23 protein-coding genes are annotated in these 21,617 nt (G+C 73.9%); 7 read left to right on the forward strand and 16 right to left on the reverse strand.

All coding sequences use genetic code 11. The features are described from left to right. Window positions 1–68: 68 nt before the first annotated feature. Window positions 69–377, reverse strand: a complete 309-nt coding sequence (groES, locus tag SCK26_RS15140; protein WP_004955293.1) for a co-chaperone GroES — start codon at window positions 375–377, stop codon at window positions 69–71. 998 nt (window positions 378–1,375) lie between these two features. Continuing rightward, on the reverse strand, window positions 1,376–2,275 hold the full coding sequence (locus tag SCK26_RS15145) for a polysaccharide deacetylase family protein (protein WP_318201853.1): 900 nt from the start codon (window positions 2,273–2,275) through the stop codon (window positions 1,376–1,378). A 90-nt stretch (window positions 2,276–2,365) separates the two neighbouring features. On the opposite strand from SCK26_RS15145, the gene SCK26_RS15150 reads away from it, so the two are divergent. Continuing rightward, the gene (locus tag SCK26_RS15150) at window positions 2,366–3,532 is read left to right on the forward strand and encodes a class I SAM-dependent methyltransferase (RefSeq protein ID WP_318201854.1); all 1,167 of its coding nucleotides are present in this window, start codon (window positions 2,366–2,368) and stop codon (window positions 3,530–3,532) included. On the opposite strand, the gene SCK26_RS15155 is transcribed toward SCK26_RS15150, so the two are convergent. The 8 genes from SCK26_RS15155 to tsaB all read right to left on the reverse strand — a co-directional run bounded on the left by SCK26_RS15155 (window position 3,517) and on the right by tsaB (window position 10,457). Next, window positions 3,517–4,803, reverse strand: a complete 1,287-nt coding sequence (locus SCK26_RS15155) for an RNA polymerase sigma factor (RefSeq protein WP_412080746.1) — start codon at window positions 4,801–4,803, stop codon at window positions 3,517–3,519. The two genes, SCK26_RS15150 and SCK26_RS15155, sit on opposite strands and share 16 nt — an antisense overlap. 32 nt (window positions 4,804–4,835) lie before the next feature. Further along, window positions 4,836–5,192, reverse strand: coding sequence for a YciI family protein (locus SCK26_RS15160; RefSeq protein WP_318201856.1), 357 nt, complete (start codon window positions 5,190–5,192; stop codon window positions 4,836–4,838). A gap of 123 nt (window positions 5,193–5,315) precedes the next feature. Next, window positions 5,316–6,275, reverse strand: coding sequence for an LCP family protein (locus SCK26_RS15165; protein WP_412080851.1), 960 nt, complete (start codon window positions 6,273–6,275; stop codon window positions 5,316–5,318). A 238-nt stretch (window positions 6,276–6,513) separates the two neighbouring features. After that, window positions 6,514–7,551 (reverse strand): LacI family DNA-binding transcriptional regulator, encoded by a 1,038-nt coding sequence (locus SCK26_RS15170; RefSeq protein WP_318201858.1) that lies wholly within the window; start codon window positions 7,549–7,551, stop codon window positions 6,514–6,516. Window positions 7,552–7,923: 372 nt separating this feature from the next. Further along, on the reverse strand, window positions 7,924–8,181 hold the full coding sequence (locus SCK26_RS15175; RefSeq protein WP_318201859.1) for a hypothetical protein: 258 nt from the start codon (window positions 8,179–8,181) through the stop codon (window positions 7,924–7,926). After that, complete coding sequence (gene tsaD / locus SCK26_RS15180) at window positions 8,178–9,278, reverse strand: tRNA (adenosine(37)-N6)-threonylcarbamoyltransferase complex transferase subunit TsaD (RefSeq protein ID WP_318201860.1); 1,101 nt, start codon at window positions 9,276–9,278, stop codon at window positions 8,178–8,180. The genes SCK26_RS15175 and tsaD overlap by 4 nt, the downstream gene beginning before the upstream one ends. Further along, window positions 9,271–9,771, reverse strand: coding sequence for a ribosomal protein S18-alanine N-acetyltransferase (gene rimI / locus SCK26_RS15185; protein ID WP_318206015.1), 501 nt, complete (start codon window positions 9,769–9,771; stop codon window positions 9,271–9,273). The genes tsaD and rimI overlap by 8 nt, the downstream gene beginning before the upstream one ends. Before the next feature lie 29 nt (window positions 9,772–9,800). Next, complete coding sequence (gene tsaB / locus SCK26_RS15190; protein ID WP_318201861.1) at window positions 9,801–10,457, reverse strand: tRNA (adenosine(37)-N6)-threonylcarbamoyltransferase complex dimerization subunit type 1 TsaB; 657 nt, start codon at window positions 10,455–10,457, stop codon at window positions 9,801–9,803. 133 nt (window positions 10,458–10,590) lie between these two features. Here tsaB and SCK26_RS15195 point away from each other — a divergent pair, with 133 nt between their 5' ends. After that, a complete protein-coding gene (locus SCK26_RS15195) occupies window positions 10,591–11,148 on the forward strand; it encodes a hypothetical protein (protein ID WP_318201862.1) in 558 nt (185 codons plus the stop codon). A gap of 6 nt (window positions 11,149–11,154) precedes the next feature. Here SCK26_RS15195 and tsaE read toward each other — a convergent pair whose 3' ends face one another. The 5 genes from tsaE to SCK26_RS15220 all read right to left on the reverse strand — a co-directional run bounded on the left by tsaE (window position 11,155) and on the right by SCK26_RS15220 (window position 16,522). Beyond that, the gene (gene tsaE / locus SCK26_RS15200; protein WP_318201863.1) at window positions 11,155–11,673 is read right to left on the reverse strand and encodes a tRNA (adenosine(37)-N6)-threonylcarbamoyltransferase complex ATPase subunit type 1 TsaE; all 519 of its coding nucleotides are present in this window, start codon (window positions 11,671–11,673) and stop codon (window positions 11,155–11,157) included. Continuing rightward, on the reverse strand, window positions 11,633–12,898 hold the full coding sequence (locus SCK26_RS15205; protein ID WP_318201864.1) for an alpha/beta hydrolase: 1,266 nt from the start codon (window positions 12,896–12,898) through the stop codon (window positions 11,633–11,635). Before SCK26_RS15205 ends, tsaE begins: the two co-directional genes overlap by 41 nt. Window positions 12,899–13,019: 121 nt before the next feature. After that, entirely contained in the window at window positions 13,020–14,189 is a 1,170-nt protein-coding gene (alr, locus tag SCK26_RS15210; protein ID WP_318201865.1) for an alanine racemase, read from the reverse strand. Window positions 14,190–14,663: 474 nt separating this feature from the next. Beyond that, window positions 14,664–16,097, reverse strand: a complete 1,434-nt coding sequence (locus SCK26_RS15215) for an NAD(P)H-hydrate dehydratase (RefSeq protein WP_318201866.1) — start codon at window positions 16,095–16,097, stop codon at window positions 14,664–14,666. Between the two features lie 53 nt (window positions 16,098–16,150). Then, a complete protein-coding gene (locus SCK26_RS15220; protein ID WP_318201867.1) occupies window positions 16,151–16,522 on the reverse strand; it encodes a holo-ACP synthase in 372 nt (123 codons plus the stop codon). A gap of 64 nt (window positions 16,523–16,586) precedes the next feature. On the opposite strand from SCK26_RS15220, the gene SCK26_RS15225 reads away from it, so the two are divergent. Further along, entirely contained in the window at window positions 16,587–17,369 is a 783-nt protein-coding gene (locus SCK26_RS15225) for an SDR family NAD(P)-dependent oxidoreductase (RefSeq protein ID WP_318201868.1), read from the forward strand. A gap of 117 nt (window positions 17,370–17,486) precedes the next feature. Continuing rightward, window positions 17,487–17,837: a hypothetical protein gene (locus tag SCK26_RS15230; RefSeq protein ID WP_318201869.1), complete on the forward strand. Its 351-nt coding sequence runs from the start codon at window positions 17,487–17,489 to the stop codon at window positions 17,835–17,837. 79 nt (window positions 17,838–17,916) lie between these two features. Here SCK26_RS15230 and glmS read toward each other — a convergent pair whose 3' ends face one another. Further along, the gene (gene glmS, locus SCK26_RS15235; protein ID WP_318201870.1) at window positions 17,917–19,764 is read right to left on the reverse strand and encodes a glutamine--fructose-6-phosphate transaminase (isomerizing); all 1,848 of its coding nucleotides are present in this window, start codon (window positions 19,762–19,764) and stop codon (window positions 17,917–17,919) included. 127 nt (window positions 19,765–19,891) lie between these two features. Here glmS and SCK26_RS15240 point away from each other — a divergent pair, with 127 nt between their 5' ends. The 3 genes from SCK26_RS15240 to coaA all read left to right on the forward strand — a co-directional run bounded on the left by SCK26_RS15240 (window position 19,892) and on the right by coaA (window position 21,598). Continuing rightward, window positions 19,892–20,362 carry a hypothetical protein gene (locus SCK26_RS15240; protein WP_318201871.1) on the forward strand — a complete coding sequence of 157 codons (471 nt, stop codon included), beginning with the start codon at window positions 19,892–19,894 and terminating at the stop codon, window positions 20,360–20,362. A gap of 5 nt (window positions 20,363–20,367) precedes the next feature. Further along, window positions 20,368–20,562 carry a hypothetical protein gene (locus SCK26_RS15245; RefSeq protein WP_318201872.1) on the forward strand — a complete coding sequence of 65 codons (195 nt, stop codon included), beginning with the start codon at window positions 20,368–20,370 and terminating at the stop codon, window positions 20,560–20,562. Between the two features lie 67 nt (window positions 20,563–20,629). Then, on the forward strand, window positions 20,630–21,598 hold the full coding sequence (coaA, locus tag SCK26_RS15250) for a type I pantothenate kinase (RefSeq protein WP_412080852.1): 969 nt from the start codon (window positions 20,630–20,632) through the stop codon (window positions 21,596–21,598). Window positions 21,599–21,617: the final 19 nt, after the last annotated feature.

The raw sequence follows: 21,617 nt of genomic DNA on the forward strand, positions 1-21,617 counted from the left end.
GGCGCCCGGCTTCTTATTCGATCGCGGGGGCCAGGGGCGCAGCTCAAGCGGAGAGTTGCTTGAGGTGATTACTTCTCGATGATCGCGAGCACGTCGCGAGCCGAGAGGACGAGGTACTCGTCGCCGTTGTACTTCACCTCGGTGCCGCCGTACTTGCTGTAGAGGACGACGTCGCCGACCTTGACGTCGAGCGGAAGCCGCTCGCCGTTCTCGAACCGGCCCGGGCCCACGGCGAGGACGGCGCCCTCCTGGGGCTTCTCCTTCGCGGTGTCCGGGATGACCAGGCCAGAGGCCGTGGTCTGCTCGGCGTCCAGCGGCTGGACCACGATGCGGTCCTCGAGCGGCTTGATGGCAACCTTGGAGCTGGCGGTCGTCACGATCCGACCTCCCCCTTCGGAGATCTCACGGGGTTAACTGTCTGAGGTGGCGACCAGGTCGATCCGTCGTCGCGGGTGCCGGACCTGCCCGTCGCGTTTGTTGGCACTCTCACCTGCGGAGTGCCAGAGCCGAGACTATGACCGGGGTTAGCACTCGGTCAAGCGGAGTGCCAATGCCGCGCGGCGCGGCGGCGGTGAATCGGCCGTCCCGGCGTTGACCGGCGGGCCGGCCCGTACCGGAAAGAGCCGGCAGGTGGCCCTCGGGGCGGGCCGCCGTCAGGCCGTGTTCCCGGGCCGCTTCGAGGACCCGTGCCGTGTGCTCGCGCACGGGGACGTCCGTCGGCCCGCCGGGGCCCGCGAGGACGAGGCCGCCGGGGATGAGGCGGCGGGTGAGGGCGGCCGTCGGCGCGGCGGGGCGGGCGGAGCAGGCCGAGGCGGGTGCGGAGGCGGTCCTGCCGGCCGCCTCATCCCGGCGCGCCGGCCGGCGTACGGCAGTCCGGCCGGGGCCCGGTGGCCGGCGGTGCGGTCGCCGGGGCCGGCGCCGAGAGCGCGCAGGCGGGCGAGGCGGCGGCAGCCGGGGGCGGTGGTGCCGTCGGTGACGGGCAGGGTGGCATGGAGCGCAGTTCGCGGACCGTACCGGCGCACCCGGAGGCCTCGGGCGCCGCCGCCGCAGGTGCGGACGTGGTCGGGGACGGTGGGGCAGGCCGGGTCCCGGGGGCGGCAGCCGGGGATGGTGGTGCCGTCGGTGACGGGCAGGATGGCATGGAGCGCAGTTCGCGGACCGTACCGGCGCACCCGGAGGCCGCGGGCGGCGCCGCCGCCGCAGGTGCGGACGTGGTCGGGGACGGTGGGGCAGGCCGGGTCCCGGGGGCGGCAGCCGGGGGCGGTGGTGTGCGGGCGTATGCCTTCGGCGGTCTTTCCGCCGTGGTGTTCCACGGGGTCGACGGGCTGGGCGCAGCCCGTCGGGGGCGGGGCCGACGGCCGGCCCCGCGGGTGCCTCACAGGTAGTCTTCCAATCGGGCGACGGCGTAGCCCTCGCGGGTGACCTTGTCCAGGAAGCGCCGCATGTCGTCCACCATCGTGCCGTTCCAGTCGTCCCGGCCGCGGAAGTGGGTGAGGACGATGTCGCCGGGGTGCAGGCGGCGGTCCCAGTCGCGGTACTCCCAGTGGTCGACGAAGACCTCCTCGTCCCAGATCGGCGCGTACTCGATGCCGCACTCCTTGGCGGCGCGGAGGGTGTCGCCGTTGTAGTTGCCGTACGGCGGCCGGAAGACGGTGGGCGCCTTGCCGAACTGCTTCTTCATGACGGTCTGCATGCCGCAGATCTCGTCGCGCTGCTCCTCGTAGGACAGGCCGGGCAGGTAGGGGTGGGTCAGGGTGTGGTTGTTCAGGGTGACGCCCTGGGCCTGCATCCGGCGGAAGTAGCCGTAGTCGTCCTCGATGACGTAGTTGCTGAGGAACGCGGTGTACGGCACCTTCAGCTCGCTCATCATGCGCAGGAACGCGGGGTCCTTCTCGGCGCCGTCGTCGATGGTGAGGAAGACGACCTTCTGCCGGGTGGGGACGGTGGTGAAGACCGGCGGGAGGTTCTCCTCCTCCTGGCCGTCCACCTCGAAGCCGTCCCGGGGGGTGATCCGGGGTTTTCCGGCGGGCGGGGCCGGCGCGGTGAGCGGGGCCCGGGCCAGGCCCCAGCGCCGGGCGGCGGCGGCCAGCCGGGCGTGTTCGGCGGCCTGGCGGGCGCGCGGGTCCGGAGGGTGGGCGGGGCCGCCGTGGGCCGGGGCCGGGGCGGGGTCGCCGGCGCAGCCGGACAGCAGGGCGGCCAGTGCGAGGGCGGTGGTGGCGGCGGCCGTCTTCGCGACGCGCGCCCGACTTTTGTCATTTTGTACTACTGCTCGCATGGTGCCGGATCCTCCCAGGCCCCGGCCCGCGCTCCGGGCCGACACCGCCGCCGCGGGCGCACCATCCACCGACTGGCCCACAATGAGCCGGTGAACGACCTCGCTCTGCTCCTCACCCCCGAAGGCCGCGCCCTCCTCGACGAGGTGCGCGACACCGAGCCCGCGCGGGAACTGGCGGTGGCCACCCGGCTGCGCCGCGACCACCCCGCCGCACTGGTCTCCGCCGCGCTGGGCCAGGCACGGCTGCGGCAGCGGGCCGCGGCGAAGTTCGGGACGGAGGACGCCGGGCGGATGTTCTTCACGCCGAACGGGGTCGAGCAGTCCACCCGGGCGAGCGTGGCGGCGTACCGGGCACGGCGGCTGACCGAGCTGGGCGTGACCTCCGTGGCCGACCTGTGCTGCGGCATCGGCGGGGACGCGATCGCGCTGGCGCGGGAAGGGATCCGGGTGCTGGCCGTGGACCGCGACCCGCCGACCGCCGCGGCGGCCCGCGCCAACGCCGAGGCGCTGGGCCTGGCGGACCTGATCGAGGTACGCGAGGCCGATGTCACGGAGGTGGACACCGCCGGATACGACGCGGTGTTCGCGGACCCGGCCCGGCGGGGCGGGCGCGGCAGGGTGTTCGACCCGGAGGCGTACTCGCCGCCGCTGTCCTGGGCGGTCGAGACGGCCCGCCGGGCGCCCCGCGCGGCGCTGAAGATCGCGCCCGGCATTCCGCACGAGATCGTCCCGGCCGAGGCCGAGGCCGAGTGGATCTCGGACGGCGGGGACGTGAAGGAAGCGGTGCTGTGGTTCGGGACCGGGACGCCGGGCGCCGTCCGGGCCACGCTGCTGCCGGGGCCGCGCACGCTGCTCGGCCGGGGCCTGCCCGACCCGGCGGTGCGGCCGGTGGGGCGGTACCTGTACGAGCCGGACGGCGCGGTCATCCGCGCGCACCTGGTCGCGGAGGTGGCCGAGGACCTCGGCGGCGGACTGCTGGACCCGACCATCGCCTACGTCACCGCCGACGAACCGCGGCCCACGCCGTACGCCACCGGTTACGAGATCACCGACCGGCTGCCGTTCAACGTCAAGCGGCTGAAGGCCCTGCTGCGCGAGCGGGAGGTCGGCACGCTGACCGTGAAGAAGCGCGGCTCGGCCGTCGAGCCGGAGGAGCTGCGCCGCAAGGTCCGGCCGCAGGGGCCGAACGCGGCCACCGTCTTCCTCACCCGGGTGGCGGGGGCGCCGACGATGCTGATCGGTCATCCACTGGGCTGATCCGCCCGGCTCAGCAGCAGCGCGCGCTCCCGCTCGTTGCGGGCCAGCTCCGCCGCCCGGAGGAACTCCTCGCGGGCCTCGGCGGCGCGCCCGAGCCGGGACAGCAGGTCCCCGCGGACGCTGGGCAGCAGGTGGTAGCCGCGCAGCGCGGGCTCCGCGGCCAGGGCGTCCACCAGCGGCAGGGCCCGTTCCGGGCCGTCGGCCATCGACACGGCGACCGCGCGGTTCAGCTCGACCACGGGGGACGGCGAGCGGGCGGCCAGCAGGCCGTACAGCGTGGCGATGGACCGCCAGTCGGTCTCCTCGTAGGTGTGCGCGCGGGCGTGGCAGGCGGCGATGGCCGCCTGGAGGGCGTACGGGCCGGGCGGGCCCGCCGCCGTGGCTCCGGCGCGTTCCAGGGCGCGCACGCCGCGCGCGATGAGCATGCGGTTCCAGCGGCGGCGGTCCTGGTCCTTCAGCAGCACCGGTGTGCCGTCGGGCGCGGTGCGGGCGGCGGTGCGGGACGCCTGGAACTCCAGCAGCGCGGTCAGGCCGTGCACCTCGGGTTCCCGCGGCATCAGCGCGGACAGCACCCGGGCCAGCCGCAGCGCGTCCTCGCACAGGCCCGGGCGCAGCCAGTCGTCGCCGGCGGTGGCCGCGTACCCCTCGTTGAAGATCAGGTAGATGACGTCCAGGACGGAGCCGAGACGGGCCTCGCGGTCGGGTCCGTACGGCACCTCGAAGGCGACGTTCTTCGCCGCGAGGGTGCGCTTGGCGCGGACGATGCGCTGGGCGACCGTCGGTTCCGGCACCAGGCAGGCGCGGGCGATCTCGGCCGTGGTCAGGCCGCCGAGCAGGCGCAGCGTGAGCGCGGTGCGGGCCTGCGGCGACAGGACCGGGTGGCAGGCGGTGAAGACCAGCCGGAGCAGGTCGTCGTCGATGCCGTCCGGGTCGGCGGTCTCCTCGGGCGGCGCCGTGGTCTTCAGGTCCCGGCCGATCTCGGCGAGTTTGCGGGCGTAGGTCTCCCGGCGCCGGACCAGGTCGACGGCCCGGTGCCGGGCGGTGGCCATCAGCCAGGCGCCGGGCTTGTCGGGCACCCCGTCCCGGGGCCACCGCTCCAGCGCGGCGACCAGCGCGTCCTGCGCCAGTTCCTCGGCGATGCCGACGTCCCGCACGATCCGCGCGACAGCGGCGATCACCCGCGGCGACTCCAGCCGGAAGACGGTCTCGATGGCGTGGGCGGGGGCCGGCTCGGCCGCCGTGGGCTGTGACTGTGGTTGCACAGGCCACATGCAACACCGTGCGGGCCCCCGGGCCAAGCGGCTCAGGCCTCGGCGATCTCCCGCAGCTCGCAGGCGATGGTCCACTCCGGGCCGTGGACGGCCAGGAAGCGCCGGGTCCACTCCAGGGCCTCGGCGCGGTCCTTGCACTGCATGAGCGCGTAACCGCCGACGACCTCCTTGGACTCGGTGAACGGCCCGTCGGTGACGGTGGCCCGCTCGCCGTCCCAGTCCACCCGGGTGGCCCGCGCGGCCGGGGTCAGCCCGGCGGTGTCGAGCAGGACGCCGGCCTTGGTGATCTCCTCGATCAGCTCGCCCATCCGCCGCTGGAGCTCCGCGCTGGGGCCGCCGGCGGGCGCGGTGGACTCGTCGATGCGCACGAGCGACAGGTAACGGGGCATGGTGTCTCCCTCGGTCGGGCGGCGGGGCCGTTCCCCGCCGCTCACCTGTACGTCGAACGGGAGACGCCGGGATCGACACGCGGCCGGAAGAAATCCACAAGGATTTCCTCCGCGTCCCGGACCTCAGCGCAGGGACGCCCAGAGTTCGCTCGCCCGGGGTTCCTCGGGGATCACGCGGTTGGGGTCGGAGGGGGCCGGGACGACCGGCATCGTCACCGTCGTCACCCGGTCGGCGCTCAGGTCCCGAAGGCTCCGGCCGAGGCTCGTCAGCTCGCCCAGGGAGTCCAGGCCGGTGTCGGTGGTGAGGCCGGCGGTGACGGCGTCGGCGACCTGGTAGAGCCGGGCCGGGTCGGTGAGCAGTCCGGCATCGGAGATCTGCTCCAGCAGGGCCTTGACCAGCGTCTGCTGAAGTCCTATGCGGCCCAGGTCGCTGCCGTCGCCGATGCCGTGCCGGGTGCGGGCGAGGGCCAGGGCGCGCGTGCCGTCGAGGTGGTGGGTGCCGGCCTTGAGGTGGAGGTGGCTCTGGTCGTCGTCGATGTCCTGCTCGGTGGTGACGTCCACCCCGCCGAGCGCGTCGACCAGCCGGGCGAAGCCGGAGAAGTCGATTTCGAGGTAGTGGTCCATGCGGACGCCGGTGAGCGACTCCACGGTCTTCACCGCGCACACCGGACCGCCCAGCGCGTAGGCGCTGTTGAACATCGCGCCGTACGCCGGTGCCGAGGCGCCGCCCGAGTCCAGCGGGCAGGACGGGCGGGTGACGAGCGTGTCGCGCGGGATGCTGACCACGGTCGCCGCCGTCCGGCCCGCGTCGAGGTGCACGACCATCGCCGTGTCGGACCGGGCGCCCTCGCTGTCGCCGCCGCCCAGTTCCCGGTTGGCCGCGCCGCTGCGCGAGTCCGAGCCGAGGACCAGGATGTTCAGCGAGCCGGTGGGCACCGGGGAGGCATCGGCGGAGGCGGTCGGGGCGGGGGTGAGCACCGCGCGGGCGGGCCGGTCGTCGCCGAGCGCGCTGTCGATGTCGACGCTGGTGATGTTGCCGTTCAGGTGCCAGTACGCCCAGCTCGCCGCCGCGGCGGCCAGCATCAGTGCGCCCGTCAGGGTCAGCCCGGCGATTTTGAGCGCTCTCGACCGCCGGCGCACGCGTCTGCCCGTGCCGCCTTGCTCCTCGTGTCGCGTCACGACAGGAACATAAGTCCGAATGATGAACGGATAGTCGGCCGTTTCCGCGTGAACCGGTTTTCTTGTGAAATTCTCATCCGACGGCTCACCTGACGGACCGTCGGCGCGCGTCCGCCCGGCGCGCGCCCCGCCCGGCGGCGCGTCAGCTTCCGGCCGTCGCGGGAGCGGCCGTGCTGGAGCGCACCACCAGGCTCGTCGCCAGCTCCACCCGGGTCGTCGTCCGATCGTCCTCGGCCCGGCCCAGTTCCAGCACCAGCCGGGCCGCGGCCTCGGCCATCTCGGTCAGCGGCTGCCGTACGGTCGTCAGCGGCGGCCCCACCCAGCGGGCCACCGGCAGATCGTCGAAGCCGACCACACTGAGGTCCTCCGGGATGCGCAGCCCCAGTTCGCGGGCGGCCTCGTACAGGCCGAGGGCCTGGAGGTCGTTGCCCGCGAAGACGGCGGTGGGCCGGTCCGGGCGGCGCAGCAGTTCGAGTCCCAGCCGGTAGCCGGCGTCGTGGTGGAAGTCGCCGGCGAGGACCAGCGAGGGGTCCGCGGGCAGCCCGGCCGTCTCCAGGGCCGCCCGGTAGCCGTCGACGCGGGCCCGGCTGCACATCATCGGGGACGGTCCGCTGATCGCGCCGATCCGGGTGTGGCCGAGTTCCACCAGGTGCCGCGTGGCGGCGAGTCCGCCCTGCCAGTTGGTGGCGCCGATGGAGGGCACGTCCGGCCCCGGGTCGCCCGCCGGGTCCATCACCACGAACGGGATGGAGCGGCTGGTCAGCAGGGCCCGCTGGGACTCGTCGAGGCCGGAGAGCACCAGCACCACGCCGTGCGGGCGGCGGGCGGCGACCTGGTCGGCCCAGGTCCGGCCGGGGGTGAGCCGGCCCGCCGACTCGGAGAGCACCACGCTCAGTCCGGCGTCCCGGGCCACGTTCTCCACGCCCCGGATGACCTCCAGCGCCCAGGCGCTCTCCAGTTCGTGGAAGACGAGGTCGATCAGCGGCGAGCGGGACGCCTCGGCACGCCGGCGCCGGTAGCCGTAGGCGCGCAGCAGATCCTCGACCCGGGTGCGGGTCGCCGGGGCGACGTCGGCACGGCCGTTGAGGACCTTCGAAACAGTCGGAGCGGAGACCCCGGCCTCCCGGGCGATCTCGGCGAGGGTCGCCGTCTGTGTTTCTGCGGGCTTCGAAGGCTTCATGCGAGCGATCGTATCCGCGCGGGGGCGTGGGACGAAGCGTCGTGCACCGGCACGGGGCTTCGGAACATTCGGTCACACCCACGAAACATTCGACGGATGCCCGGTTCTACCACCACAACGCGAACAACCCCACCTCCGGTTTCCCGGGGGCGGGGTGTCGAATGGAGCGCCGGGCAGGCCTTGCACCTGCATCTCCCCGCAGGAAGCGGGGCGTCTTTCCTTGGACCACCAACGCACTGGCTCCGGGCCGGTGTTCCGGCCGTTCGCTGTGTGATGATCATAGCGCAGGAAGGGGGTGCCTCCGCAACCTCGGCCGTCACACCTGCCTCAACGTACTCGACGGACTCGACGGACTCGACGGCCCCTGGCGCCTCAGCCGTCCGCCACCGCCTCGAAGCGCCACCGGTGCACGGTCCGGGTCACCAGCTCCGGGTCCGGCTCGGGCAGTTCCGGGAGCGGTGCGTCGTACGGCGCGTCCCACCAGGTGACGACCAGCACCCGGTCCTGCGGCGCGCGGAAGGTCTCCCGGCGCAGCGGCTCCTTGGCCAGGCGCTGGGCGCGGACCCAGGCCAGCAGGTCGGCGCCCCGTCCGTCGGCCGCCCGCGCCTCCCACATCAGGGCGACGGTCACGAGTACAGGTTCTCCTTGCTGACCTCGTGCACGTGGTCGTGGTCGTGTCCGGGCACGTGCGGGTCGGTCACCGGCAGCGAGGAGTCCGCCGACAGGTCCCAGCTGGACGCGGCCCGGTTGCGGGCGACCATCTCGGCGCCCAGCGCGGCCACCATCGCGCCGTTGTCCGTGCACAGCTTGGGGCGCGGCACGCGCAGCCGGATGCCGGCCGCCTCGCAGCGCTCCTGGGCGAGGGCGCGCAGCCGGGAGTTGGCCGCGACCCCGCCGCCGATCATGAGGTGGTCCACGCCCTCGTCCTTGCAGGCGCGGACGGCCTTGCGGGTCAGCACGTCGACCACGGCCTCCTGGAAGGAGGCGGCCACGTCGCGGACCGGGACCTCCTCACCGGCCGCGCGCCTGGCCTCGATCCAGCGGGCCACGGCGGTCTTCAGGCCGGAGAAGGAGAAGTCGTACGCCGGGTCGCGGGGGCCGGTCAGGCCGCGCGGGAAGGCGATCGCCGCCGGGTCGCCCTCCTTGGCGTAGCGGTCGATGACCGGGCCGCCGGGGAAGCCCAGGTTCAGCACGCGGGCGATCTTGTCGAAGGCCTCGCCGGCCGCGTCGTCGATGGTCGCGCCCATCGGGCGCACGTCGGAGGTGATGTCCGAGGACAGCAGCAGGGAGGAGTGGCCGCCGGAGACCAGCAGGGCCATCGTCGGCTCGGGCAGCGGGCCGTGCTCCAGCTGGTCCACGCAGATGTGGGAGGCGAGGTGGTTCACGCCGTACAGGGGCTTGCCGAGAGCGTAGGCGTACGCCTTGGCGGCCGAGACGCCGACGAGCAGGGCGCCCGCGAGGCCGGGGCCCGCGGTGACCGCGATGCCGTCCAGGTCCCTGGCGCTGACCCCCGCCTCCTTCAGCGCGCGGTCGATGGTGGGGACCATCGCCTCCAGGTGGGCGCGGGAGGCCACCTCCGGCACGACACCGCCGAAGCGGGCGTGCTCGTCGACGCTGGAGGCGACGGCGTCCGCCAGCAGGGTGGTGCCGCGGACGATGCCGACGCCGGTCTCGTCGCAGGAGGTCTCGATGCCGAGTACGAGAGGCTCGTCGCGTGAGTCAGTCATTGATCTCGGTTCCTTGTGCGGGGGCGGACCCGGCGGCGGGGCCGCTGTCGGGCCCGTGGGTCAGGCGCATCACCAGGGCGTCCACGTTTCCGGGCTGGTAGTAGCCGCGCCGGAAGCCGACGGGGACGAAGCCGAAGCGTTCGTAGAGCTTCTGGGCGCGGACGTTGTCGACCCGGCATTCGAGCATCACGTCGGGACACTCGAACGCGGTCGCCGCGCGCAGCAGCTCGGCCAGCAGGCGGGCGCCGAGGCCGGTGCCCTGGTAGTCGCGGGCGACGGCGATGGTCTGGACGTCGGCCGTGTCACCGGCCGCGGCCAGGCCGCCGTACCCGACGATCCGGCCGTCGGCGGACTCGGCGACGAGATAGCACCGGGTGGCCTCGGGGCCCCGGGCGTGGGCCAGCTCGGACCAGAACATCCCCCGGGACCAGGCGTCCTCGGGGAACAGGTCCCGTTCCAGCTCCAGGACCGGGTCGATGTCCCACCAGCGCATCTCGCGCAGTCGGGGAGGTGCCGGCTGTGTCACTTGGGGGTGACCACCTTGTAGTTCTTGGGGACCTGGGCGTCCGGGCGGCGCAGGTACAGCGGCCGGGGCGCGGGCGGTTCCACGCCCGCGGCCAGCCGTTCGGCGGCGAGCGCGGCGAGCGCGGCGGCGGACACGTGCTCGGGTTCGTGGACGCTCGGGAAGGTGTCCGGGTAGAGCAGCGCGCCGGCGCCGACCGCCGGGAGGCCCGCGACCCGCTCGGCGATGTCGGCGGGACGGTCCACGGCCGGATCGGTCAGCCGGGTGCGGGAGTCGGCGTAGGTCGCCCAGTAGACCTCCTTGCGCCGGGCGTCGGTCGCCACGACGAAGGGGCCCTTCTCGATGTCGGCGGCGTAGGCGAGGCCGTCCAGCGTGCACACGCCGTACACCGGGACGCCGAGCGCCAGGCCGAAGGTGTCGGCGGTCATCAGGCCGACGCGCAGGCCGGTGTAGGGACCGGGCCCGGTGCCGACGACGATGCCGGTGACGGCCTCCAGCTTCAGTCCGGCCTCGGTGAGGACCCGGTCGACGGCCGGCAGCAGCAGCTCTCCGTGCCGGCGCGCGTCCACCTGGCTCGACGAGGCGATGACGTCCGTGCCGTCGTGCAGCGCGACGGTGACGGCGGGTGTTGCGGTATCCAGAGCGAGCAAGAGCACGCGAACAGCCTACGGCGCCCGCGGCTCGCGCACGGCCGCCGGGGACGAACGGCCACCGGCTGCTACGGTCTGGATGAATCTGAATCAATACGGCATATAACCCGAATCGGACGTGAAGCAGAGGTGGGCGCAGGTGGCAGGGACCAGCTCGGCGATCGTGGCCGGCCTCACCGCGGCGGCCCTGGGAACGGTCGGTTTCCTGGCGTTCCGCGCCCAGGCGACCGTGCCGGCCGTGCTGCGCGACGGGCCGGCGGCGAGCGCGTCCGCGGCGGCGAAGGCGAAGGCGCCCCGGGACCGGCATCACCCGACCGCCCTGCCGAGCGGCTCCGGATCGGGTGAACGGGTGGTGTACTCGGTGGACGACGACCGGGTCTGGCTGGTCACCCCCGGCAACCGGGTGCAGCGCACCTTCACGGTGCGGCCGGGCAGCGTCGACCCGGCGCCGGGCACGTACTGGGTCAGCTCCCGCTCCCACACGGCCACCGGCACGGACGGGCTGCCCGTCGAGCACGTGGTCCGGTTCACCAGCGTGGACGGGGTGGTGATCGGGTTCAGCGCGGCGGTGCACAGCGGGTCGGCGATGCCGGCCGAGCCGAGCGTCAAGACGGGCGGGATCCGGGAGAGCCGGACGGACGGCGACGCGATGTGGCGGTTCGCCACCATCGGGGTGCCGGTCGTGGTGATCCGGTGACGGCGCTCAGCCCGTCAGTGTCTCCAGCCCCGCCCCCGACCACCGCTCCCCCAGCCCGGTCAGCGTCACGTGCCGGACCTCGTCCGTCGTGTCGCCGACCGCGCGGTGGATGGTGACCTGGAGGCGGTCCTCGGTCAGCTCCTCGACCTTGCCCTCGCCCCACTCCACGACGATCACCGAGTCGGGCAGCGAGACGTCGAGGTCCAGGTCCTCCATCTCGTCCAGGCCGCCGGCGAGGCGGTAGGCGTCGACGTGCACGAGGGGCGGGCCGTCGCCGAGGGACGGGTGCACCCGGGCGATCACGAAGGTCGGCGAGGTCACCGCGCCGCGTACGCCGAGCCCCTCGCCGAGCCCGCGGGTCAGGGTCGTCTTGCCCGCGCCGAGTTCCCCGCTGAGCATCACCAGGTCGCCCGCGCGCAGCAGCTCGGCCAGCCGTCGGCCCAGCTCCCGCATCTGCTCGGGGGAGGTGATCGTCAGACGGGTCTCAGCGGCCTCGTGCGCTGCTGGTGCTGCTGGTCGTTCCATAGCCACTTACGGTAGCCCCTGCGGGCACCGCGCCCGCGCGGGTGAGCAGGTCGGCGAGCCGGTCGGTGACCGCTTCCGGGTGCTCCAGCATCACCAGGTGCCCGGCGTCCGGCACGAGCACCAGCTCGGCGTCGGGCAGCAGGTCGGCGATGGCCTCGCTGTGCTCGCTGGGCGTGACCAGGTCCCGCACTCCGGCGAGCACCAGCACCGGGACGTCGCGGAAGCAGGCGAGCGCCTCGGTCTTGTCGTGGTCGGCGAAGGCCGGGTAGAACTCGGCGACGACGTCGATCGGGGTGGACTCGATCATCCGCTCGGCGAACCGTTCCACCGCCGGGTCGACGTCGCGGCCCGCGAACGAGTACCGCTTGATGATCCCGGCGAACAGGTCGGCGGTGGCCCGGCGCCCCTTCTCCACCAGTTCCGCCTGCTGGCCGAGCGCCCGGAGCACTCCGGGCAGGATCCGGCGCACCGCGTTGACGCCGGCCACCGGGAGCCCGAAGTTGACCTCGCCGAGCCTTCCGGACGACGAGCCCACGAAGGCGGCCGCGACCACCCGGTCCCGGATCAGCTCGGGATACCGGGCGGCCAGCGCCATCACCGTCATCCCGCCCATCGAGTGGCCGACCAGCACCACCGGGCCGTCGGGGACGGCGGCGTCGAGCACGGCCTTCAGGTCCCGGCCGAGCTGGTCGATGGTGACCGGCGCCCCGTCCCGGGTCTGGGCCACGCCCCGCCCGGACCGGCCGTGGCTGCGCTGGTCCCAGTGCACGGTCCGCACCACTCCGCGCAGGGCGGCCCGCTGGAAGTGCCAGGAGTCCTGGCTGAGGCAGTAGCCGTGGCAGAACACGACGGTGACCGGGGCGGGCGCCTTGCGGCCGAACAGCCGGCGCCGGCGCGGGGAGACGTCGGGTTCCGGGTCGGACCCGGTCTCGTCGACCTCGTAGTACAGCTCGGTGCCGTCGTCGGCGTACGCCTTGCCTGGAGTGCCGCGCAGGGTGCCGTACGGGCCCGTCGCGTCCAGCGCCAGCCGGGCCTTGCGGCGTATCCCGCGCCCCACCGTCATCCGCTCCACGGCGACACCGGCCGCCGCGCCCGCGGCGAGGACGCCCAGCGCGGCACCGGCGATACCGGTCGCCCTGCGCCAGCTCCCGGCCGCCCGCGCGGCGGAGACGGCGGCCGCCGAGGCGACGACGTCCGCCACGGCCTCCGCGCTGCTCTCGCTCACGTACCGCTCCTCTTCGCCTGCTGGGTTCGCCTGGATGGGTGAGACGGACGGTGCCGCCGGGGTGCGGGCGGGACCGGGTACCACCGGTGGGACCGTAAGTGCGGGCCGTCACCGGGACGGGTTACCCGGCTTGCCGCTCGTTCACGTAGACGCGGGGAACCCGGGTGCCGATGCGGGTGACGATCTCGTACGCGATCGTGCCGCAGGCCTGCGCCCAGTCCTCGGCGGTGGGTTCGCCCCGGTCGCCCGGTCCGAAGAGCACCGCCTCGGTACCCACCGGCGGCTCGTCGCCGCCGAGGTCCACCACGAACTGGTCCATGGCGACCCGTCCGGCGACCGTCCGCCACTTGCCGTCGACCAGCACCGGTCCGGTGCCCGAGGCGTGCCGCGGGATGCCGTCCGCGTAGCCGACCGGCACCAGGCCGAGAGTGGTCTCGCCGGGGGTGACGTAGTGGTGGCCGTAGCTGACGCCGTGGCCGCCCGGGACGTGCTTGACCAGGGCCAGCGAGGCGCTCAGCGTCATCACCGGGCGCAGCCCGAAGTCCGCCGGGGTGCCCAGCTCCGGGCTGGGCGAGACGCCGTACATCGCGATGCCCGTACGGACCAGGTCGAAGTGGGTGTCGGGCAGGGTGAGGGTGGCCGGCGAGTTGGCGATGTGCCGCACCTCGGGCCGTACGCCGCGCTCCTCCGCGTACGCCACCATCTCCCGGAAGCGGGCGAGCTGGGCGGCGATGGAGGGGTGCCCGGGCTCGTCGGCGCACGCGAAGTGCGACCACAGTCCGGTGACGCGGACCAGACCCTCGGCCTCGGCGCGCAGGGCGGCGCCGACCAGTTCGGCCCAGTCGGCGCCGGGCTGACAGCCGTTGCGGCCGAGCCCGGTGTCGGCCTTGAGCTGCACGCGCGCGGGCCGGCCGGCCGCGCGGGCGGCGGCGGTGACCTCGCGCAGCGCCCACATGCCGCTGAGCGACACGTCGATGTCGGCCTCGACGGCCTGCCGCCAGGGGCCGCCCGGCGCCCACAGCCAGCACAGCATGCGACCGGTCAGCCCGGCGGCGCGCAGTGCGAGGGCCTCCTCGGCGGTGGCCGTGCCGAGCCAGGTGGCGCCGGCCGCGAGGGCGGCACGGGCGCACGGCACCGCGCCGTGACCGTAGCCGTCGGACTTGACGACGGCCATCACGGCGGCGCTCTTCGCCCGGGCGCGCAGGGCGCGCACATTGGCGCGCAGGGCGCCCAGATCGATCTCGGCGCGGGCGCGCAGGGCGGCGGTCGGCTCAGCTGCTGTCTCAGTCATCGCGCCCCAGTCTCTCAGAGCCCACCACCGGCCCCCGGCGCCACCGGCACACCCCCGAAAGGGCGGCCCCGCACGACCACGCCCGGGCAGACCCCGCGAGGGCACCACCCCGCCCCGCAGGGCGCAGCGACCACCGGCACCCGACCAGGCCACGAGAGCGGAGTCCCGGTCCCGCACGGTCCGGCAGCCACCGGGGCCCGCGCGGACCCGCAAGGGCCGCACCCAGCCCCACGGCCCCACGGCCACCCGGCGCCCGGCCGGGCACCACGAGCACGGTGTCCCGGTCGGCCCCGGAGAGCCCACGCCCCCAACCCGCGTGCTCCAGCGGCCACCAACCCCCGGCAAGACCCCGCAACGCGGCACCCCGACCCGCACCCACACGGCCCGGCAACCACCAGCGCCCGCGCGGACCCGGAAGCGCGGCGCCTCGAAGCCGGCCGCCGGTGTCCGTCCCGGCCCCGGTGGCGCGGTGCCTCAGTCCCGTACGTTCCGCCAGGCGTCCGGGATGCGGGATGCCACGTCGTGCGCTCCGGCCGGGGCGCCGTTCGCGGCGAACCGGCCCGCCAGCCCGTGCAGGTAGGCGGCCACGCTCCCGGCGTCCAGCGCGTCCAGTCCGGCCGCCAGCAGGGAGCCGGCGAGGCCGGAGAGCACGTCGCCGCTGCCGGCCGTGGCCAGCCACGGCGTGCCGGTGGGGTTGACCCGTACCGGTCCGCCGCCGGGGCCGGCGACCAGCGTCGTGGAGCCCTTGAGCAGGACCGTGGCCCGGTAGCCCGCGGCCAGTTCGCGCACCGCGGCCAGCCGGCCGGCCTCGACCTCCTCGCGCCGCACCCCCAGCAGCGCGGCGGCCTCCCCGGCGTGCGGGGTCATCAGCGTCGGCGCCGTACGCCGCCGTACCGTGTCCCGGTCGGCCAGCCGCAGCCCGTCCGCGTCGAGCAGCACAGGCACGTCCGTCGCCAGCACCTCGGCCACGGTCGCCGCGTCGTCCCCGGCGCCCGGCCCGGTCACCCACGCCTGCACCCGCCCGGCCCCGGCGGGTCCGGCGTCGGAGACGAGGGTCTCCGGGAAGCGCGCGAGGACCGCGTCCGCGGCCGGGCCGACGTACCGTACGGCCCCGGCCCCGCCGCGCAGCGCCCCGGACACGGCCAGCACGGCCGCGCCCGGGTACCGCGCCGAGCCCGCCGCGATCCCGACGACCCCGCGCCGGTACTTGTCGCTCTCCGCCTCCGGCGTCGGCAACAACCGTGCCACGTCGGCGTGTTGCAGGGCCTGGAGTACGGCGTCGGCGGGCGGCGGTTCGATGCCGATGCCGACGAACCGGACCACTCCGGCGTACTCCCGCGCGGGATCCACCAGCAGTCCGGGCTTGTACGCGCCGAAGGTGACGGTCAGGTCGGCGCGCAGCGCGGCCCCCCGCACCTCGCCGGTGTCCGCGTCGACGCCGCTGGGCAGGTCCACGGCGACGACGGCCGCCTCGGAGCGCGCCACCGCCTCGGCGAGCCGGGCGGCGTCCGGCCGCAGCCCGCCCTTGCCGCCGATGCCGACGATCCCGTCCACGACCAGGCGGGCCCGGGCGATCGCCGCCTCGGCGCGGTCCGCCGTGACGGTCCGCCCGCCCGCCCGGCGCAGCGCGGCGAGCCCTGCGGCATGGGTCCGTTCGGGCGCCAGCAGCACGGCGGTCACCCCGGCGCCGCGCCGGGCCAGCCGGGCCCCCGCGTACAGGGCGTCCCCGCCGTTGTCCCCGCTGCCGACCAGCAGCACCACCGGGCTGCCGGACACCCGCCCGAGCAGTCCGGCGCAGGCGGCGGCCAGCCCGGCGGCGGCCCGCTGCATCAGCGCGCCCTCGGCAAGCCGCGCCATCAGGGCCCGTTCGGCCGCCCTTACCGTCTCCACGCTGTACGCAGTACGCATGGCACCGAGTCTGCCCCGGAATCCCCGCCGTCCACACCCGCGCGCCGAGACGGTCAGCCCTCGGCGATCACCACGGCCGAGGCGACACCGGCGTCGTGGCTGAGCGAGAGGTGCCAGGCCCGGACGCCCAGGTCCGCCGCGCGCGCGGCCACCGTGCCCTTCACCCGCAGCCGCGGCTGCCCGCTGTCCTCCACGTACACCTCGGCGTCGGTCCAGTGCAGTCCCGGCGGTGCCCCCAGCGCCTTGGCCAGCGCCTCCTTGGCGGCGAACCGGGCCGCCAGTGAGGCGATGCCGCGCCGCTCCCCGCTGGGCAGCAGCAGCTCCGGCTCCACGAACAAGCGGGCCGCCAGCCCTGGCGTCCGCTCCAGTGACGCCCGGAACCGATCGATCTCGGCGACGTCGATGCCCACCCCGATGATGCTCATGGCGAGCACCCTACGACCCCTGCCGACGGCGTCCCGGCGACACCACGTCGCCTACGCTGCGCGCATGACCTCATCGAACGCTTATCTCTCCGGCCTGTTCTCGCTGGACGACCGGGTCGCGCTGGTGACCGGAGGCAGCTCGGGCATCGGGCGCGCCATCGCGGGGGCCCTGGCGCGGGCCGGGGCGCGGGTGGTGATCGTGGCCCGGCGCAAGGAGGAACTGGCCGACACGGTCGCGGAGCTGACGGCCGACGGCTGCCGGGCGGCCTGGGTGAGCGGCGATCTGGGCAGCCGGGAGGGGGTGCGCTCGGCCGCCGAGGACGCGGCGGCCGTGTTCGGGGAGCCCGACATCCTCGTCAACTCGGCCGGGATCAACCTGCGTCCGCATCTCACGGAGCTGGGCGAGGACGTGTGGGACGCCACCATGGCGGTGAATCTGGAGGCGCCGTTCCTGCTGGGACAGCGGTTCGGGCCGGGGATGGCCGAGCGGGGCTTCGGCCGGATCATCCACGTCAGCTCCCAGCAGGCGCACCGGGCGTTCGTGCAGAGCGGCGCGTACGGCGTGTCGAAGGGCGCGCTGGAGTCGCTGGCCCGCTCGCAGGCCGAGGCCTGGTCGCCGTACGGGGTCACCAGCAACACCCTGGTGCCGGGCTTCGTGATGACCCCGCTCAACGCGCGGCTGTCGGCCGACCCGGAGCGCGTGGCGGCCCTGGCCGCGCGCACGATGACCGGCCGCAACGGCCTGGCCGAGGACTTCGCGGGCGCGGCCGTGTTCCTGGCGAGCCGCGCCTCCGCCTACGTCACCGGCCAGTCGGTCCACGTGGACGGCGGCCTGTCCGTCCACTGAGCACCCGCGTACGACGCCCTCAAGATCACCGTCGGCCAGGTCCCCAGTAACCTTCCGGATGACCGGCGTTGCGCGTGTATCGGCGCGGCGCCCTGTACACAACGGGAGGACAAGATCTTGAAGTCGAGGTTCCTGGGCAGCGCGCTCACCACCGCCGCTCTCGTCGGCGCGGCCCTCACCGGCACCGTCGCCGGCGCCGGTGCCGCCTCCGCGGCGTCCCTGCCGAGGGACTGCAGCAAGGCGATCGTCAACGTCAAGGCCAAGGAGACCGTCAACGTCCGCACTTCCCCGAAGACGTCCGCCACGGCCGTCGGCATCTGGGGCAAGGGCCGCACGGGCGCGCTCTGCAACGACGGCAAGGCGTACAAGGGCGGCTCGTACACCGCCTGCGGCAAGAAGAGCAACCTGTGGCTCTACGGCGGCGACAAGAAGACCGGCTGGGTTCCGAAGACCTGCATCAACTGGTGACCGCCGGCCCGTTCGGGCCGAGCGGAGTGTCCGGGGCGGACGGCGATCGGCCGTCCGCCCCGTCCCGTTTCCCGCCGGCTCACTCCACCGTGACGGACTTCGCCAGGTTGCGGGGCTGGTCGACCTCGTTGCCGCGGGCCGTCGCCAGCTCGCAGGCGAAGACCTGCAACGGCACGGTGGCCACCAGCGGCTGGAGGAGCGTCGGCGTGGCCGGGATGCGGATCAGGTGGTCGGCGTAGGGGACCACCGTCTCGTCGCCCTCCTCCGCGATGACGATGGTGCGGGCGCCGCGCGCGCGGATCTCCTGGATGTTGGAGACGATCTTGTCGTGCAGCAGGGACCGGCCGCGCGGCGAGGGCACGACCACCACCACCGGCAGGTCCTCCTCGATCAGCGCGATGGGCCCGTGCTTCAGCTCGCCGGCGGCGAAGCCCTCGGCGTGCATGTAGGCCAGTTCCTTCAGCTTCAGCGCGCCTTCCAGGGCCACCGGGTAGCCGACGTGCCGGCCGAGGAAGAGGACGGTGTTCTTCGTCGCCAGGGTGCGGGCCAGCGCCCGGACCGGCTCCATGGTCTCCAGGACCCGCTCCACCTCGTCCGAGATCCGGGACAGGTCCTTGATGACCGCGCGGACCTCGTCGCCCCACTTGGTGCCGCGCGCCTGGCCGAGGTACAGGGCGACCAGGTAGCAGGCGACGAGCTGGGTGAGGAACGCCTTGGTCGAGGCGACGGCGACCTCGGGGCCGGCGTGCGTGTACAGCACGGCGTCGGACTCGCGCGGAATGGTGGAGCCGTTGGTGTTGCAGATCGCCAGCACCTTGGAGCCCTGCTCGCGGGCGTGCCGCAGCGCCATCAGGGTGTCCATGGTCTCGCCGGACTGGGAGATGGCGATCACCAGGGAGCGGCCGTCCAGGATCGGGTCCCGGTAGCGGAACTCGCTGGCCAGCTCCACCTCGCAGGGGATCCGGGTCCAGTGCTCGATGGCGTACTTGGCGATCAGGCCGGCGTGGAAGGCCGTACCGCAGGCGACGATGACGACCTTGTCGACCTCGCGCAGTTCGGAGGGGCTGATGCGCACCTCGTCCAGGGTCAGCGAGCCGGACGGGTCGATGCGGCCGAGCAGGGTGTCGGCGACCGCCTTGGGCTGCTCGGCGATCTCCTTGAGCATGAAGTAGTCGTAGCCGCCCTTCTCGGCGGCCGAGGCGTCCCAGTCCACGTGGTAGGAGCGGACGTCGGCCGGGCGGCCGTCGAAGCCGGTGACCGTGACACCGTCCCGGCGCAGCTCCACCACCTGGTCCTGGCCCAGTTCGATGGCGGAGCGGGTGTGGGCGATGAACGCGGCGACGTCGGAGGCCAGGAACGCCTCGCCCTCGCCGACGCCCACCACCAGCGGGCTGTTGCGGCGGGCGCCGACCACCACGTCCGGCTGGTCGGCGTGCACCGCGACCAGGGTGAAGGCGCCTTCCAGCCGGCGGCACACCAGCCGCATGGCCTCGGCGAGGTCGGCGGTGGCCGAGAACTCCTCGGCGAGCAGGTGCGCGACGACCTCGGTGTCCGTCTCGGACGCCAACGCGTGCCCGCGCTCGGCGAGTTCGGCGCGCAGCACCGCGAAGTTCTCGATGATGCCGTTGTGCACCACGGCGACCCGTCCGGCGTTGTCCAGGTGCGGGTGCGCGTTGGCATCCGTGGGGCCGCCGTGGGTGGCCCAGCGGGTGTGCCCGATACCGGTGGAGCCGGCCGGCAGCGGCCGTTCGGCCAGCTCCTTCTCCAGGTTGACCAGCTTGCCGGCCTTCTTCGCGGCGGCCAGCCCCCCGTCCGCGAGCACGGCGACACCCGCCGAGTCGTAGCCCCGGTACTCCAGCCGCTTCAACCCGGCCATCACGACATCCAGTGCCGACTGTGACCCTACGTATCCCACGATTCCGCACATGAGCGGCAGCCTAAGCGCCACAACCGACCAGAAACGGCCGCACCCTGCCCGGAATCAGAAATTCCCACCGTCGTACGAAGACCCTTTGTGCAGAGGTGCTGTCCGACCTGAGGGAGTGAGGGGCAAGGTGCCACGTTTCACGGAGTTCGACTTCGGTGTGCCGTCGGTGATGGGTTTGTTCCATCAGGACTGGATGTACGACGGGGACTCGGCCGCCGAGGTCGTCGCCGAGTATCTCGCGGCCTCGGAGGACGAAGAGGTCCTGGCGGTACGCCGGGACGCACGCGCCCTCGGCAGCCTCTCCTCGCCGGTGCTGGAGGTGCTCTGGTACGCCGGAGCGCAGTACATGCCGGGCTTGGCGCCCCTGGGAGGAGGAGCCGCGTGGACCCGGACGCTCGTCGGACTGTGTGACGCACGGCTGTCGGCGGGCACGGAGGTGCGTCCGTTCACGGGCGCGGACGCCGAGGACGGCATGGCCTGCCTGGACGCGGTCGTCGCCGAGATCGAGGCGGCGCGGTTCCTGGGCCCGAGGTGCGGGCGGCACTCGTCGACTGCGCGCGCCGTTGCACCCCGGACCTGGCGTTCCGGGTGCTGCTGAGAGCGATGACGGGCGCGCCGGACGGTTCGCTGTCACCGGAGCAGTACCAGAGGCTGGAGGCCATCGGATCGGCTCTCCGGTACGGCGAGTACGTCGTGGACTCCGTCAAGTACCTGGTCGAGCGGGCGTGGCGGCACGGACGGCGTTCCTCCCCGGGCTCCTCGGGACGAACGCCGTCTCCCCTGCGGACGGACACGTGACGCACCCCACCCCGCCACCCCGTTCAAACTCCGTTAACAATGGACTGTGATCTCACCGGTCTCCTCGATGCCCCGGAGCGCCCACCGGCACAGGCCGGAGGCGACTCCCTACGTCGATCTCACCCGCGCCGAGTGGAGCGCGCTGCGCGACAAGACGCCGTTGCCGCTCACCGCCGAGGAGGTGGAGAAGCTCCGCGGGCTCGGTGACGTCATCGACCTGGACGAGGTGCGGGACATCTACCTCCCGCTCTCCCGGCTCCTCAACCTCTACGTCGGCGCCACGGACGGCCTGCGCGGCGCGCTGAACACCTTCCTCGGGGAAAAGGGCTCCCAGTCCGGCACCCCGTTCGTGATAGGTGTCGCCGGCTCCGTGGCCGTCGGCAAGTCCACCGTCGCCCGTCTGCTCCAGGCCCTGCTGTCCCGCTGGCCCGAGCATCCCCGCGTGGAGCTGGTGACGACGGACGGCTTCCTGCTGCCCACCCGGGAGCTGGAGGCCCGCGGCCTGATGTCGCGGAAAGGTTTTCCCGAGTCCTACGACCGCCGGGCCCTGACCCGGTTCGTCGCCGACATCAAGGCCGGCAAGGGCGAGGTGACCGCGCCGGTCTACTCCCACCTCATCTACGACATCGTGCCGGACGAACGGCTCGTGGTCCGCCGGCCCGACATCCTCATCGTGGAGGGCCTGAACGTCCTCCAGCCCGCCCTGCCCGGCAAGGACGGCCGTACCCGCGTCGGTCTCGCCGACTACTTCGACTTCAGCGTGTACGTCGACGCGAGCGCCGAGGACATCGAGCGCTGGTACCTGAGCCGCTTCCGCAAGCTGCGCCGGACGGCCTTCCAGAACCCGTCCTCGTACTTCCGCAAGTACACCCAGGTCTCCGAGGAGGAGGCCCTGGACTACGCGCGCATGCTCTGGCGGACCATCAACAAGCCGAACCTGGTGGAGAACATCGCGCCGACCCGCGGCCGGGCCACCCTCATCCTGCGCAAGGGCCCGGACCACAAGGTGCAGCGGCTGCGGCTGCGCAAGCTGTAGCCGGTCCGGTTGGATGGGC

Source organism: Streptomyces sp. SCL15-4 (genome assembly GCF_033366695.1).
Classification (GTDB): domain Bacteria; phylum Actinomycetota; class Actinomycetes; order Streptomycetales; family Streptomycetaceae; genus Streptomyces.